Origin of the sequence: Kitasatospora sp. HUAS MG31 (genome assembly GCF_040571325.1) — a bacterium.
In the GTDB taxonomy this organism is placed as follows: domain Bacteria; phylum Actinomycetota; class Actinomycetes; order Streptomycetales; family Streptomycetaceae; genus Kitasatospora; species Kitasatospora camelliae.
The window spans coordinates 761654-777056 of sequence record NZ_CP159872.1 but is presented as its reverse complement, the minus strand read 5'-3'; the positions used below and the strand labels follow the sequence as shown (position 1 = coordinate 777056).

Sequence of the window (15403 nt, the reverse complement as noted above, 5' to 3'; positions counted from 1 at the left end):
CGGGACCGCCGCTGTCAGCGCTGCTGCGGTACGGCCGGCGCCTGGGCGTACCCGGCGGGCCGGGAGGCGAAGGTGCCCCGGCCCTGGGTCCGGCTGCGCAGCCGCGTCGCGTAGCCGAACAGTTCGGCCAGCGGCACGGTGGCGGTCACCACCGCCGTACCACCGCGGGAGGTCTGGCCGCTGACCCGGCCGCGCCCGGCCGCCAGGTCGCCCAGCACCCCGCCGACCGCCTCCTCGGGCACGGTGGCCGTCACCTCGACCACCGGCTCCAGCACCGCCATGGACGCGGCCCGCAGCGCCTCGCGGAGGGCGAGCCGCCCGGCCGTCCGGAACGCCAGGTCCGAGGAGTCCTTGGCGTGGGTGGCGCCGTCGGTGAGGGTCACCCGCAGCCCGGTCACCGGGTGGCCGCCGAGCGGACCCTCCGCCAGCGCGTCCCGGCAGCCGGCCTCCACGGCCTGGACGTACTCCTTCGGCACCCGGCCGCCGACCACGGTGGACGCGAAGACGAACCCCTCGGCCGCCGCCCCGCCCTCCCCCGCGTCGGCCGTCCCCAGCGGAGCGACGTCCAGCACCACCTGGGCGAACTGGCCGGCGCCGCCGTCCTGCTTGACGTGCCGGTAGACCAGCCCGGACACCCCGCGCAGGACGGTCTCCCGGTAGGCGACCTGCGGCCGGCCGACCGCGACCTCCAGCCCCTGGGCACGGCGGATCTTCTCCACCGCGACCTCCAGGTGCAGCTCGCCCATCCCCGACAGCACGGTCTGCCCGGTCTCCGGGTCGGTCCGCACCACCAGCGACGGGTCCTCCTCCACCAGCCGGGCCAGCGCCGCCGCCAGCCGGTCGGTGTCGGTGGCCCGCCGGGCCTCGACCGCCACCGTGACCACGGGTTCGGCCACGGTCGGCGGCTCCAGCACCAGCGGGTCCGAGGGCGGGCACAGGGTGGCACCCGCCCGGGCCGCCTTCGGCCCGACCACCGCGACGATGTCCCCGGCCCGCGCCGACGCCACCTCCTCGTGCCGGTCCGCCTGCACCCGCAGGATCCGGGCGATCCGCTCGGTCCGCCGCGCGCCGGCGTCCAGCACCGCGTCGCCCTTGCGCAGCGTCCCCGAGTAGACCCGCAGGTAGGTCAGCCGGCCGGTGCCCGTGGAGTTCACCTTGAACACCAGGGCGGCCAGCGGCCCGGCCGGGTCGGCCGCCCGCTCCCGCTCCTCGCCGTCCAGGGTGCCGCGCACCGGCGGCACGTCCAGCGGCGAGGGCAGGTAGGCCACCACGGCCTCCAGCAGCGGCTCGATGCCCCGGTTCCGGTAGGCCGAGCCGCACAGGACGACCACGGCCTCACCGGTCCGGGTGAGCTCGCGCAGTGCCGCGCGGAGGGTGTCCGCGGACAGCGTGGACCGTTCGCAGAACTCCTCCAGGGCCCCGGGATGCCGCTCGGCCACGGCCTCCTCCAGCCGCCGCCGGCGCAGCCCCGCCTCCGCCACCAGGTCCTCCGGCACCGGCAGGTCCTCGGCGGCCCCGCCGCCGGCCGGCCAGACCAGCGCCCGCATCCGGAGCAGGTCCACCACGCCGGTGAAGCCCTCCTCCCGGCCGATCGGCAACTGCACCGCCAGCGGTACCGGGTGCAGCCGCTCGCGGATGGAGGCCACCGCCGCGTCCAGGTCGGCCCCCGCCCGGTCCAGCTTGTTGACGAAGGCGATCCGCGGGACCCCGTGCCGGTCGGCCTGCCGCCACACCGACTCGCTCTGCGGCTCCACCCCGGCGACCGCGTCGAACACCGCGACCGCGCCGTCCAGCACCCGCAGCGAGCGCTCCACCTCGTCGGCGAAGTCCACATGGCCCGGGGTGTCGATCAGGTTGATCCGGTGACCGTCCCAGGCGCAGCTCACCGCGGCGGCGAAGATGGTGATGCCGCGGTCGCGCTCCTGCGGGTCGAAGTCGGTGACGGTGGTGCCCTCGTGCACCTCGCCGCGCTTGTGGGTGGCGCCGGTGAGGAACAGGATCCGCTCGGTCACGGTGGTCTTGCCCGCGTCCACATGGGCGAGGATGCCGAGGTTGCGGACCTCGGAGACGGCGGTGGTGGCGGGGACGGGCAGGCGGTTCAGGTCGGTACGCACGGCCGGTGGCCTTTCGGGTGATCCGGAATCGGGTCGGCGCGATTCCCGGACGAGACGGCGCGGCGGCTCGGCCGCGCGGGCGCGGCCCTGCTGCGGGCCGACGGGACGTCAGGTGCTCGTCACGGTCATCCGGTACGGGGCGCGCAGCCGGTACCGGACGGACGGAGACACCAGGATCACCTCGAACCGCGCCCGGGGGACGACAACAGCGGTGCGGTGGCGCACGGCGGTCTCCCCTCACAGGTCACGGAAGCGCGCCGCCCGGACGGCGGAGCGCGGTCGGTGGCGAGTGTAGGACGGGCCGGACGGCGACGGCACCGGGTTTTCCGGGGCCCCGGTCTCCGGTGGTCGCGGACCCGACGGAACGTCATGTCAGGGGGTTGGGGCTCCTCGTGGAGGTTTGATTCGTGTGCATGCCACGATCGGGTGAAGACCCTTCTGTTTGGGTGCGGACCACTGGTAGACATGGGTGCCTGGCATGGCCCTGAACGGGTGAAACGCGGATTGAAGGGGTTACCGGAATGGCCTTGGACGACACCCGGATCGGAGTCATCGCCGGCTCCGTCGTCCACGCGGCCTCGGTGCCGACCGGCCGCCGGCTGCTCGGTTCCCGTGACGCCTTCGTGGCCCAGCAGAGCCCCTTCGACCGCCGTGCCCGGCTCGACCTGCGAGCCGGGACGGGCTCGGCCACCGAGGCCACGGCCGTCACCGAGGAGCAGTACCTCGAACACGCCGCCTCCCAGGTGCTGACCTGGGAGGACGCCGAGACCGCGGCGCTCAGGACGGTGGTCGCCGAGATCGACCACCTGCTGGCCGGCTGGTCCTTCTTCCTGCCCGAGACCCTCCACCTGGTGAAGACCACCGGCCGGGAGGAGGGCCGCACCGCCCACACCCGCCACCTGCACACCGTCGTGCTGCCCGCCGGCGAGCTGGCGGGCGCACTGCGACCCCCGACCGGCGGCGACCCACCGCAGGCCCGCCGCACCACCGTCGCCCTGCGCGACCTGCTGGTCCGCGCCCTGTTCCACCTGATCAGCAAGAACAACCCCAACCTGCGCGAGGAGCTCTACGCCCTCGTCGGCTACGCCCGGACGGGACGGGCCGTCGCCCTGCCCGACGTCCCCTGGCCCGAGGCCGACTCGCCCGCCACCATGGCCGACCTCAGGATCACCCACCCGGACGCACCCGAGCTGGACGTCTACGTCACCCTCAAGGTGACCGACCGCCACGGCGACGGCGGAGGACCGGGCGCCGAGCAGGAGCGCGCCCTGCTGCCCGTCCTGCTGGCCGACCGGCCGTACGACGGCGGCAGCCTCGTCGACTACCGCGCCTGGCACTTCCTCGCCATCGAGCAGACGGCCGACGGCTGGGCGGCGGCGAGCGACGGCCACGGCCGCCCGCTCACGTACCCGATGTCGCGCAGGAGCGGCCTGTGGTGGCAGTACCTCGACCGGATCGGCCGCAACGCCACCACCGGACTCCACCACCCCGAGGAGATCCTGGCGGAGAACTTCCTCCTCTCCGCGCTGGTCCCCACCCCGACCCTGCTGTCCGAGATCGACGCCGTCCTCACCCTGGACGGCCCGGCCTGAGCCCCTACAGCCGACTCGCCGCCATGTCCGCCAGCACCTCCCGCGCGGCCCGGGTGCCCGAGGCCATCGCGCCCTGCACCGAGCCGGTGGCCCGGTGGTCCCCGCAGACGTACCGGCCCGGGGAGTGACGGGAGGTCCGGATCAGCGGATGGGGCGCGGGCATCGCCGGCAGCGCGCCCGGGATCCGGTACGCGGCCAGGCACTCCCAGCCGTCCGTGCCGGCCCCGTACAGCTCGGCGAGCCGCGCCCGGACCTGCGCCTCCTGGGCCCCCGAGCCCAGCACCGAGGTCGACACCAGCGCCCGGCCGTCCGGCGAGCAGCCCGGCACCACCTCCGACAGCACCACCGAGTTGAGCAGCCGCCGGTCCGAGTCCACCAGCAGCGTCGGTTCCCGCAGCGGGCTGGCAGGGGCCGCGTGGTAGAAGGTGGTCACCGTACGCTGCGCCGGGACCAGCAGGCCGGGCAGCAGCCGGGCGGCCGCGGCCGCCTCCGTGGCCACCACCACCGCCCGGGCGGGCACCGCCGAACCGTCGGCCAGCCGCACCCCGTCCTGGGTCAGCGCGGAGACCCGCGCGTCCAGCGTGACCGCCCCGTCCGGCAGCCGTTCCGCCAACTGCTCCGGGACGGCGCCGATGCCCCGCTCCGGCAGGCACAGGCTGCCGCGCAGCATGCTGCGCCACACCAGGTGGAACATCCGGCTGGAGGTCTCCAGTCCGTCCTCCAGGAACACCCCGGCCAGGAACGGCCGCAGCACCTGGTCGACCGTCACCTCCGACAGCCCGGCGTCCCGGAGCCAGCGCTCGGCGGGGACGTCCCGCCCGCGCCGCAGCACGGCCGCGGGCAGCACCATGTCCCGGGCGCTGAACAGGCCGAGCGCCACGGTGTCCCGCAGCGGCGCCAGCCGGCCCGGCAGCAGGTCGGCCGCCTGGTCGGGCCGGCGGGTCGGATCGGCGAACCGGTACCGCCCCCGCGAGCCGGCCAGCACGAACCCGGGCGTGAAGGGGCGCAACCGCAGCGCGCGCAGGTCGATCCGCCGACGCACCTGCGGGTAGGCGGTGTTGAACACCTGGAAGCCGCGGTCCAGCCGGAAGCCGTCCACCACGTCGGTCCGCATCCGGCCGCCGACCGCGTCGGACGCCTCCAGCACCCGGACCCGCAGGCCGCCGGCCACGCAGTCCAGGGCACACGCCAGGCCCGCCACGCCCGCGCCCACCACGGCCACGTCCGCCACCTCGTCCGCCCGCACCGGGGTCCTCCCGTCCGCCGTACCGTGCCGCCTCTCGCGGACCCAGTGTGATCGCCGGGACGCTCCCGGTCCCGCCTGACGCGCGGACGGACGGCGCGGAGGCGGCGCACGGCCCGCGCGGGAGGCAGCCCGCGCCCCGGACGGACGGTGTGCGGCGTAACCCGGCGGCACCGAACGGAGTTCACCAGGCATGACCGTCATCAACGAGCCCCGCCACCCCCTCGACGTCGACGGAATGCCCCGGCCCGTCGGCCGCCCGGTCCCCCGCCACCAGCCGGCACCGCCCCCGCCGGCCGACCACGACCAGGCCGCCTCCTCCGGCCAGCGGGCGGCCACCCGCCTGCTCGGCCTCCGCGAGGTCACCATGCCCGCCGCCGTGGTGGAGGCGGCCGACGCCCTCCTCGAACACGCCCTCGCCACCGACGACGCCGTCACCCGAAGCGCCGCCGCCGCCACCCGCAACCGCCTCCGCGCCGCCCTCGGCCTCCAATAGCCACCCCCCCACACACACACCCGCCGCCCCACGCACCCGGCGAGCCATCCGGCGCGCACTCGGCGAGCCTTTCAGTTTTCAGGGGCGCGGGGGAACTGCGCGAGAAACCACCCCCGACCCGCACCCTCCCACCGCTCCACCCCCGTCCCGCCGTCCCCACGCACTCGGCGAGCCCCCGCACCCGGCGAGCCCTCAGCGCCAAGCGTCCCGCACCGTGAACGTCCCCGTCGGCGGCGTGGTCGCCGTCCGATCAGGTCCGTCCTCCCACGTCACCACCCCGTCCGCCGACTTCGTCAGGTACTTGTACCGGACCGCCGTGTTCGGCGGCAGCGACGCGAACCCCGTCCACTCCGGGTAGACGAACGCACCGGTGGTCAGCCGTACGGCCTTCGCCGGGTCCCAGCCCCCGAGTTCCGCCAGATCCCCGGTGACGTACACCTCCTGGCCCCAGCGGGTGTCGACGGCGGCGTTGAAGACGGTGACGACGGGCTGCCCGCCCGCCACGTTCCAGCGGTCGTCCAGCGTGATCGCGCCGGTGGGGGAGAGGTACGCCGAGCGGTCCGGCACCGATTCCCACACGATCGCGCCCGAGGGGCTCCGCCGCAGGTACTTGTACTGGATCTGCCCGCCGGGCGGCAGCGCCACCTCCGCCGACCACCGCGGGTAGCTTCCCGGCGAGGTGCTCAGCGGCACCGCCCGCTCCGGATCCCAGGCACCCAGCTCCGCCGTGCTGCCGGACACCAGCACCGTCTCCCCGTACGCGGTGTCCGCAGCGACCTCGAACGTCACGGCCCGCACCGCCTGCACAGCCCCCACCGCCTGAACCGGCAAGGCCGCACTCCCCGTCCCCGCCACAGCCGTCCCCGCCGGCAGGACCGTCAGCACCGCCGCAACGAGCACCCCCGCCCCCCAGGAACGGCCGCGCCTGGAAAGGGAACCCCGCAACACCACACCCATCGACTGCCTCCGGTCGTCGGTTCAGAGGCTGCAAACTCTTGCAGAAACTTGCGAAAGCGTCGCTCATTCTCGGCCACGTGCCCCCACCGCACCAGCCGGGCGGCGTCACCACCGTCACCAGCGGCAGGAACCCCGCGGCCCTCCCGGATCCGCCCTCCCGAAACCTCCCCGCAACGCACGAGACCCCACCACCCGCCCCGCGCCGCCGCAGAACGGCCGGAAAGCGCCCCCGACCCCAGCTCGGCAGGCGCAGACCGACCGGCCCTTGGGGGGGGGGGGGGGGGGGCAGCGTCGCGGGCCGATAGCTCTCGCCCCTCCTTCACCCACCCCTCAATGGCCGGCCGGTCTCAGCGGGTCGGGGCGAAGTCCCCCCAAACCGCCGCGGATCCGGTGTCCATCCGGTACGTGTCGTCCTTGGCGTCGCGCCCGCCCGCAGCGTGGTTGTACTGGCCTGCGAACATGTGCTCACCGGGCGGTACGGTCCGTCCCGGGCGGAGCGTCCAGCGGTAGACCAGGAAGCCGGACTCCTCGCGGACGGTGGTGTCGAAGTCCTCGGCGGCCCGGGTCTGCCAGTGCCCGGTGTCCTGCACCCCGCCGGTGAGGGCGATTCTCAGCTCGACCGTCAGCGCGGTGAGCTGCTCGCCGGTCTTGAGGGTGAGGTTGCTCTGCGCCCAGTACGCCGTGCTGTGCGGATCCACCGAGCCGTCCGACCACAGCGGACCGTCCGCGATCCGGTTTCCCCCGGACTGCTTCCCCCCGCCCGCGGCCGGTGACCCGCCCGCCGTCGGTGACCCGGTCGCCGCCGGGCCCGTCTGCGTCCCGGGTCGCGATGCGGCCGCCCCCGGCCCCTGGACGATCCCGGCGACCGCCAGCCCGCCGCCCACCAGAACGCCGGCGGTGGCCAGCGTCGCCAGCACGACCCGCGGCCAGGACAGCGGCCCGGACCGTGCCGCCCGCCACCCGTCGCGCCCGTTGCAGTCGCCCCGTCCGCCCCGTCCGCCCCGTCCGTCGCTCCGCCCGGCCGGGCCGCCGGCCATCCCGCGCTCGACCCGGGCCAGCATCCGCGCCCGGTCGGGCCGGTGGGATTCGGCCGCCGCCTTCAGTCGCTCCCGCAGATCGTCCATCAGCTCCTCCTCCCGACCAGCTCGTCGGCGGCCCGCGCGCCGAGCAGCCGTTGCAGTTCCGCCATCCCCTTGGAGGTCTGGCTCTTCACCGTACCGACCGAGACGCCCAGCGCCTGCGCGGTCTCCCGCTCGGAGAGGTCCAGTGCATGCCGCAGCACCACGCAGGCCCGCTTGCGGAACGGCAGCCGCGCCAGGGCGTCCCGGACGTCCAGGACGGCGGCCACGTCGGGGCCGTCGGCGCGCTCGGAGCGGTGCGACCAGAACAGCAGGACCCGGCGGCGCTCGCGGACCGCGCCGCGGATCCGGCCGCGGGCCAGGTTGGCGACCACGCCGCGGGCGTAGGCGAGCGGGTGGTCGGCGCGCCGGACCCGGTCCCAGCGGTGCCAGAGCGCCACCATGGCGTCCGCCGCGAGGTCGTCGGCGGCGTCGGCCTCGCCCGTCAGCAGATGGGCGAGGCGCGCCAGTTCGGCGTGGTGGCGTTCGAAGAACTCGTGGAACTCCGTGGACGCCCGGTCGACGATCATGCCGGTGGCCAGGTCTTCCGATCCGAGGTGTGCGCATGCGGCGCGGGGGCGCAGGGGTGAGGCCGGGAGCCTACCAGTCGGTAGCCCACCTCCGTCCCGTCCCGATCCCCCGCCCGGGAGCAATCTCACCCCCCCCGGCCCCCGCCTACCGGTTGAGCGCCAGCGCCCCGAGCAGCCGCCAGTTCCGCACCAGCCCGGTCGGCGGCGTCCCCGGCCGGTCCCGCGGCACCCGGACCCGCAGCGCGCCGGGCCGCAGCGTGCAGATCACCGGCACCGGCAGCACCAGCGACTCGCCGTCCACCGCCACCGGGATCTGCGGCTCGGGCGAGGCCACCAGCACCTCCCGCGCGGTCAGCGCGGTGACGCCCACCGACTGCCCGCCCAGCGCCAGCGCCGCCGCCTGCACCGCCCCCTCGACCCGCAGACCGAGCACCCCGAGCCGGCCGGTGTCCAGCCGGGGCCGTCGCCCGCCGCCGAGCCGGTCCCGGGTGTCGTACGGGTTGTTGCTGACCAGCAGCGCCTGCGGCTGGTTGAGCTTGATGCCGTCGGCGACCGCGTTGATCCGGGCGCCGGCCTGACCGGCCAGCAGCTCGGGCAGGGCCTCCAGGGCGGTGCCGGCCTTGGCGTCCCGGTAGGCGGGGGACTGCACGATCTCGGCGTACGCCCCGAAGGACACCGTGTTGACGAAGGAGCGGCCGGCCACCGTGCCGAGGTCGACCCGCAGGTCGACGCCGTGCACCAGGGCGTCCAGGCAGCGGGACGGGTCGACCCGGTCCAGGCCGAGGTCCATCGCGAAGTGGTTGCGGGTGCCGGCGGAGATCACCAGGAACGGCAGGTCGTGCTCGGCGGCGACCTCGGCCACCAGCGCCTGGGTGCCGTCGCCGCCGGCGACGCCCAGCAGGTCGGCGCCGTCGGCCACGGCCTGCCGGGCGAGGGCGGCGACGTCCTGGTGGGTGGAGGCGTCCAGCAGGATGACCTGCGCGCCCAGCCGCTCGGCCTTGGCCACCAGGTCGAACTTGCCGACCTTGCCGCCGCCCGAGCGCGGGTTCATCAGCAGCACGGCCCGCTTGGCCGGTTCGGCGGTCCGGGCGAGCATCTCGTGGACGGGCCGGGTCAGCCGCATCGCCCGGTCCGAGGCGGCCATCGCGCAGCCCCAGAGCAGCAGTGCGCCGGAGACGGGCGCCCAGAGGCCGCTCTGGATGAAGAGCGCCAGTACCAGGCCGAGCGCCACCACGACCAGTGCCGACCCCAGGACCCGGACCCCGCCGCGGTAGGCGAGCGCCCACCACACGCCGGCGGCGGCCACGCCCAGACCCACCAGGCCGACCAGCACCAGTCCGATCCCGCGCAGGCTGATCATCGCCGCGAGCAACAGCACCGCGACGACTCCGCAGCCGAGCGCCACTCTCGCGAGCAGCCGGGCCCGGCCCGCCTGCTCCTTGGGCCCGAACATCCGCGGCTCCCTCACTGTCCCCCACCCCTCTGTCTCGATCATGCCCGAGGGACGGTAGCGCGATACTCGCCGCCATGCGCGGGATCCCCCCTGGTCGAGGGATCCCGCGCGTGGCGGCGGGCCGCGGTCAGCAGATCCGCGGCAGCTGCTCGCCCAGCGGCAGGTCGATCACCCGGGTGCCGCCCAGCGGCGTCCGGGCCACCACCATCCCCGGGTGCTCGCCGACGCACTCGCCGATGACGGCGGCCGCCGCCCCCAGCGGGTGGGCCCGCATCGCCGCGAGGACCGCGTCGGCCCGCTCACGCGGCACGAAGGCGACCAGCTTGCCCTCGTTGGCCACGTACATCGGGTCCAGCCCGAGGATCGCGCAGGCGTTGGCGACCTGGTCCGGCACCGGCACCCGCCGCTCCTGGACCACCACGCCGACGCCGGCCGCCGCGGCGATCTCGTTGAGCGCGGCCGCCAGCCCGCCCCGGGTGGGGTCGCGCAGCACGTGCAGATCGGGGGCGACCGCGAGCATGGCCTCCACCAGCCCGTTCAGGGCCGCGCAGTCGCTCTCCACCGCGGCCCCGAACTCCAGGCCCTCCCGGACGCTCATGATGGCCACGCCGTGCAGTCCGATCTCGCCGCTGACGATCACCACGTCGCCCGGCCTGGCCCGCTGCGGGCGGATGTCCACCCCGTCCGGGACGATCCCGATGCCGGCGGTGTTGAGGTAGATCCCGTCGCCGCGGCCGGCCTCGACCACCTTGGTGTCACCGGTGACCACCTCGACCCCGGCCGTCCGGGCCGCCGCGCCGAGCGCCTGCGCGACCCGGCCGACCACGGACATCTCCACGCCCTCCTCCAGGATGAACCCGCAGGAGAGCCAGAGCGGCCTGGCGCCGCTCATCGCCAGGTCGTTGACGGTGCCGTTGACCGCCAGGTCGCCGATGCTGCCGCCCGGGAAGAACAGCGGACGCACCACGAACGAGTCGGTGGAGAAGGCGATCCGCTCGCCGCCCACCGGCAGGGTCGCCGAGTCGCCGAGCGCCGCCAGCACCAGGCCGCCGAAGGCCGGCGCGAAGACGTTCTCCACCAGCTCGGCGGACATCGCCCCGCCGCCGCCGTGGCCCATCACCACCCGCGGGTGGTCCCGCAGCGGCAGCGGGCAGCTCCAGCCGGAGAAGTCGGGCGCCTCACCGGCCTCCGGGGAACGGGCGTCCGCGGGGAGGACCTCCGAGGAGAGGGTGTCGGTGTCAGGCAACGGGGCTCGCCTCCAGCGGTACGGCCGGCGTGCCGAGCCGCCGGTAGAGGTAGTACGCGGCACAGGCGCCCTCGCTGGAGACCATGGTGGCCCCGAGCGGGGTGCGCGGGGTGCAGGTGGTGCCGAAGGCCTCGCACTGGTTCGGCTTGATCAGGCCCTGGAGCACCTCCCCGCTGCGGCACTGGGCGGGCTCGCGGGTGGTGATCCCGCGGACGTCGAAGCGGTACTCGGCGTCGTGGTCGCGGTAGCGCTCGGAGAGCCGCCAGCCGCTGCGCGGGATCACCCCGATGCCCCGCCAGGCGCGGTCGGTGACCTCGAAGACGTCCTCCAGCATGTCCCGGGCCGCCGGGTTGCCCTCCGGCCGGACGGCCCGCGGGTAGGCGTTCTCCACCCGGTGCTCGCCGCGCTCCAGCTGGCGGACCGTGCGGCGGATGCCCTCCAGGATGTCCAGCGGTTCGAAGCCGGTGACGACGATCGGCACCCGGTACCGGTCGGCCAGCACCGGGTACTCCTCGGTGCCCATCACGCTGCAGACGTGGCCGGCGGCGAGGAAGGCCTGCACCCGGCAGTCGGGGGACTCCATGATCGCCTCGATGGCCGGGGGCACCCGGACGTGCGAGACCAGCATGCTGAAGTTCCGGACCCGCTGCTTCTGCGCCTGGTACACCGCCATCGCGTTGGGCGGCGCGGTGGTCTCGAAGCCGATGCCGAAGAACACCACCTCCTTGTCCGGGTTCTCCCGGGCGATCCGCAGCGCGTCCAGCGGCGAGTACACCACCCGGACGTCGCCGCCCTCGCCGCGCACCCGGAACAGGTCGCGGTCGCTGCCCGGCACCCGCAGCATGTCGCCGAACGAGCAGAACACCACCCCGGGACGGGAGGCGATCTCCAGCGCCCGGTCGATCATCTCCAGCGGGGTGACACACACCGGACAGCCCGGACCGTGGATCAACTCCAGTCCCTCGGGCAGCAGTTGGTCGATCCCATGGCGGATGATGGTGTGCGTCTGGCCGCCGCAGACCTCCATCAGCGCCCACGGGCGGGTGACCTGCGCCCGGATGTCCTCGAGCAGCCCACGGGCCAGCTCCGGATTCTGGAACTCCTCCAGGTACTTCACCGTCCGCCCTCCTCCGCCACGATTGCCTCGCCGTCCCGGGAGCCGGCACCGAAGCCGGAACCGCCCTCGCCACCCGACCCGGCCGCCGCCTCCCACGGGTCCCCGAACTCCTCCTGCAGCAGCCCGAGTTCCTCGAACAGCGCCAGCGTCCTGCGGGCCGACTCCTCGTCCAGCCGCTGCAGCGCGAACCCCACGTGCACGATGGCGTACTCACCGACCCTCAGGTCCGGCAGGTACTCCAGGCAGACGTCCTTCACCACCCCGCCGAAGTCCACGACGGCCATCCGGGTGCCGTTCCGTTCCTCGATCTCCATCACCCTGCCGGGCACCGCCAGGCACATGGTCATGTCTCCTCTCCGGTGGTGGTCCGAGCGGCCACCATCAACTGGCCGAGTGCCAGGCCGCCGTCGTTCGGCGGGACCCGGCGGTGCCGAAGCACGGTGAAGTCGTCGGCCCGCAGCAGGCGGGCGCAGGCCGAGGCGAGGACGGCGTTGGCGAACACGCCCCCGGTGAGCGCGGCCGGCAGCGGCCCGTACCGCTCGCGGGCCAGCCCGCACAGCCGGCGCACCAGCTCCGCCACGGCGGCGTGGAACCGTGCCGCGACCAGCCCGGCGGGGGCGCCCGCCCGCAGGTCGGCGACGATCGCGGCGAGCACCGGCGCGGGGTCGGCGAGCAGCGGCTGACCGGCCCCCCGGTCGGTGATCCCGAAGGCGTACCCGCCGGGGCCGCCGCCCTCGAACGACTCACCCGCCGCCAGCGCCTCCAGCTCGATCGCCGCCTGCGCCTCGTAGCCGACCCGGTGGCAGACCCCGAGGAGCGAGGAGACGGCGTCGAACAGGCGGCCCATGCTGGAGGTCGGCACGCAGTTCAGGCCGCGCTCCAGCTGCCGTCCGAGCACCCGCCGCTCCTCCACCGGGCAGGCGTCCACGCAGGGCAGTCGGGCCTCCCAGGGCAGGGCGGCGGCCCGCAGGTGGGCCAGTGCGGTCCGGTACGGCCGGGTCACCGCGGCGTCCCCGCCGGGCAGCGGCACGTACCGCAGGTGCGCGAACCGCTCGAAGCCGTCGTAGCCGGCCACCAGCAGCTCGCCGCCCCAGATCGCGCCGTCCTCGCCGTACCCGGTGCCGTCGAACGCCACCCCGATGACGCGCTGCCCGGCGTCCAGGCCGTGCTCGGCCATCGCGGCGGCGACGTGCGCGTGGTGGTGCTGGACCCGGACCAGCGGCCGGTCGCCGGCCATCCGCCGGGCGGTCTGGCCGGACCGGTAGCCGGGGTGCCGGTCGGCGGCCAGCAGCTGCGGCTCGACGCCGGTGACCGCCCCGAGCTGGTCCACCGCCCGCTCGAAGGCGCGCAGAGTCGCCAGGTCGTCCATGTCGCCGATGTGGCCGGACAGCCACGCCCGGCGGCCGCGGGCCAGCGCGAACGCGTTCTTCAGGTCGCCGCCCACGGCCAGCACCGGCCGGACCGGGCAGGGCAGTTCGACCGGCCGCGGCGCGTACCCGCGGGAGCGCCGCAGCAGCAGCACCTCGCCGTCCACCGCCCGCGCCACCGAGTCGTCGCAGGGCACGTGGATCGGCCGGTCGTGGGTGAGCCATCCGTCGACCAGCGGCGCCAGCCGGGTGAGCGCCTCGCCGTCGTCGGTGACGATCGGCTCGCCGGAGAGGTTGGCGCTGGTCATCACCAGCAGCCCCGGCCCGGGCGGGTCGCCCGGCAGTCCCAGCAGCAGGGTGTGCAGCGGGGTGTACGGCAGCATCACGCCGAGGTCCGGGCCGCCGGGCGCGACGGACCCGGCCACCGCGTCGGCCCACGGTGAGCGGCCCGGACGGCGGCGCAGCAGCACGATCGGACGGACCGGCCCTTCGAGCAGCTCCCGCTCCTCGGCGCCGACCTCCACCAGCTCCCGGACGGTGTCCAGGTCACGGGCCATCAGCGCGAACGGCTTGTCGCCGCGCCGCTTGCGGTGCCGCAGCAGCGCCACCGTCGCGGGCGCGGCGGCGTCACAGGCCAGGTGGTAGCCGCCGACGCCCTTGACCGCCAGGACCGCGCCCTCGGCGAGCATCCGCCGCGCCCCGGCCAGCGCCTGCTCACCCGCGGCCCCGGGCCGCCCCGGAACGGTCAGGGTGAGCCGCGGCCCGCAGGCGTGGCAGGCCACGGGCTGGGCGTGGAACCGCCGGTCGGTCGGATCGGCGTACTCGCGGGCGCAGTCCGGGCACATCGGGAAGCCGGCCATGGTGGTCGCGGCCCGGTCGTACGGCAGCCCGGTGACGATGGTGAACCGCGGCCCGCAGTTGGTGCAGGTGATGAACGGGTGGCGGTGCCGGCGGTCGGCCGGGTCGGCCAGCTCGGCGAGGCAGTCGGCACAGGTGGCGGTGTCCGGCGGGATCAGGGTGCGGCTCGGGCCCCCGGCCTGCGAGGGCACGATGGTGAACCCGCCCGCTCCGGTGACCTCGATCGGCTCGTGCGCCACCGAGGCCACCTCGGCCAGTGGCGGAGCGTCGCTGGCGACCCGGCGGCAGAAGGCCTCCACGGCCTCCACCGGGCCCTCCACCTCGGCCAGCACACCCTCGCCGGTGTTGGTGACGTGCCCGGCCAGCCCGAGTTCGGCCGCCAGCGTGTAGACGAACGGGCGGAACCCGACCCCCTGCACCACGCCCCGCACGGCCACCCGCCGCCGCTGCGGATGGTGCGGCGGGGTCAGCCGACCGGTGGTCACCACGCGTCCGCCGCCGGCGCGTCCAGGTGTGCGTGCGGGTGCGGGTGCGGGTGCGGGTGCCCGTGGTCATGGTCGTGGGCGTGCCCCGGACCGTGGTCGTGCCCGTGGTCATGGCTGTGGCCGTGCCCGCTGACCGGTGCCGCCGCCATCACCGGCCGGTGCGCCTCGGCGCCCTCCAGCAGCGCCGTCGCCCGGTCCAGCAGGGTGCCCACTCCCTGCCCGGTCTTCGCCGAGGTGAACACCACCTCCACCCCGGGGTTCACCCGGGCCACGTTGCCCAGGAACGCCTTCTCGTCGAAGTCCACCGCCGCCGCGATGTCGGTCTTGGTGACCACCACCAGCTGCGCCAGCCCGAAGGCCGTGGGGTACTTCAGCGGCTTGTCCTCGCCCTCGGTGACCGAGGCCAGCACCACCCGCAGCGACTCGCCCAGGTCGTAGGAGGCCGGGCAGACCAGGTTGCCGACGTTCTCCACGAACAGCAGCCGGGTCTCCGGCGGCAGCCACCCGGCCAGGTGCCCGCGCAGCATCACCGCCTCCAGGTGGCACAGCCCGTCGGTGAGCACCTGCTTGACCAGGGCCCCGGACCGCGCCAGGCGGACGGCGTCGTTCTCGGTCGCAAGGTCGGCGGTGAGCGCCGCCACCGGTACCCCGCGCTCCCCGGCCAGCCGGAGCTCGGCCTCCAGCAGCGCCGTCTTGCCGCTGCCGGGGCTGGAGAGCAGGTTGACGGCGACCGTCCCGCGCGCGGCCAGCGCCGCCCGCAACTCCCGGGCGCTGTCGTCGTTCCGGGCCAGTACGGCCTGCTGGAGATCGGCCATTCGGCACATCGG

13 protein-coding genes are annotated in these 15403 nt (G+C 75.3%); 2 read left to right on the top strand and 11 right to left on the bottom strand.

Annotated elements, in window-relative coordinates; genetic code table 11:
* Window positions 1–14 precede the first annotated feature (14 nt).
* A complete protein-coding gene (gene fusA / locus ABWK59_RS03725; RefSeq protein WP_354637850.1) occupies window positions 15–2114 on the bottom strand; it encodes an elongation factor G in 2100 nt (699 codons plus the stop codon).
* A 521-nt stretch (window positions 2115–2635) separates the two neighbouring features.
* Between fusA and ABWK59_RS03720 the strand changes: the two genes are divergently transcribed.
* Entirely contained in the window at window positions 2636–3706 is a 1071-nt protein-coding gene (locus tag ABWK59_RS03720; protein ID WP_354637849.1) for a hypothetical protein, read from the top strand.
* 4 nt (window positions 3707–3710) lie between these two features.
* Here ABWK59_RS03720 and ABWK59_RS03715 read toward each other — a convergent pair whose 3' ends face one another.
* Window positions 3711–4952 carry an NAD(P)/FAD-dependent oxidoreductase gene (locus tag ABWK59_RS03715; RefSeq protein WP_354637848.1) on the bottom strand — a complete coding sequence of 414 codons (1242 nt, stop codon included), beginning with the start codon at window positions 4950–4952 and terminating at the stop codon, window positions 3711–3713.
* 190 nt (window positions 4953–5142) lie between these two features.
* Here ABWK59_RS03715 and ABWK59_RS03710 point away from each other — a divergent pair, with 190 nt between their 5' ends.
* On the top strand, window positions 5143–5445 hold the full coding sequence (locus ABWK59_RS03710; RefSeq protein ID WP_354637847.1) for a hypothetical protein: 303 nt from the start codon (window positions 5143–5145) through the stop codon (window positions 5443–5445).
* A 192-nt stretch (window positions 5446–5637) separates the two neighbouring features.
* Here ABWK59_RS03710 and ABWK59_RS03705 read toward each other — a convergent pair whose 3' ends face one another.
* The 9 genes from ABWK59_RS03705 to hypB form a co-directional block, all read right to left on the bottom strand.
* A complete protein-coding gene (locus tag ABWK59_RS03705; RefSeq protein WP_354637846.1) occupies window positions 5638–6234 on the bottom strand; it encodes a CBM20 domain-containing protein in 597 nt (198 codons plus the stop codon).
* Window positions 6235–6749: 515 nt separating this feature from the next.
* Complete coding sequence (locus ABWK59_RS03700) at window positions 6750–7526, bottom strand: hypothetical protein (RefSeq protein ID WP_354637845.1); 777 nt, start codon at window positions 7524–7526, stop codon at window positions 6750–6752.
* Window positions 7526–8050, bottom strand: a complete 525-nt coding sequence (locus ABWK59_RS03695) for a SigE family RNA polymerase sigma factor (protein WP_354637844.1) — start codon at window positions 8048–8050, stop codon at window positions 7526–7528. The genes ABWK59_RS03700 and ABWK59_RS03695 overlap by 1 nt, the downstream gene beginning before the upstream one ends.
* A gap of 145 nt (window positions 8051–8195) precedes the next feature.
* Window positions 8196–9503: a diacylglycerol/lipid kinase family protein gene (locus ABWK59_RS03690; protein ID WP_354637843.1), complete on the bottom strand. Its 1308-nt coding sequence runs from the start codon at window positions 9501–9503 to the stop codon at window positions 8196–8198.
* A 127-nt stretch (window positions 9504–9630) separates the two neighbouring features.
* Window positions 9631–10620 carry a hydrogenase expression/formation protein HypE gene (gene hypE / locus ABWK59_RS03685; RefSeq protein WP_354644816.1) on the bottom strand — a complete coding sequence of 330 codons (990 nt, stop codon included), beginning with the start codon at window positions 10618–10620 and terminating at the stop codon, window positions 9631–9633.
* Window positions 10621–10741: 121 nt separating this feature from the next.
* A complete protein-coding gene (gene hypD / locus ABWK59_RS03680) occupies window positions 10742–11866 on the bottom strand; it encodes a hydrogenase formation protein HypD (protein WP_354637842.1) in 1125 nt (374 codons plus the stop codon).
* Window positions 11863–12207, bottom strand: a complete 345-nt coding sequence (locus ABWK59_RS03675) for a HypC/HybG/HupF family hydrogenase formation chaperone (protein ID WP_354644815.1) — start codon at window positions 12205–12207, stop codon at window positions 11863–11865. The genes hypD and ABWK59_RS03675 overlap by 4 nt, the downstream gene beginning before the upstream one ends.
* 2 nt (window positions 12208–12209) lie before the next feature.
* Window positions 12210–14576: a carbamoyltransferase HypF gene (gene hypF, locus ABWK59_RS03670; RefSeq protein ID WP_354637841.1), complete on the bottom strand. Its 2367-nt coding sequence runs from the start codon at window positions 14574–14576 to the stop codon at window positions 12210–12212.
* Window positions 14573–15400, bottom strand: coding sequence for a hydrogenase nickel incorporation protein HypB (gene hypB, locus ABWK59_RS03665; protein ID WP_354637840.1), 828 nt, complete (start codon window positions 15398–15400; stop codon window positions 14573–14575). Before hypB ends, hypF begins: the two co-directional genes overlap by 4 nt.
* Between the last annotated feature and the right edge of the window lie 3 nt (window positions 15401–15403).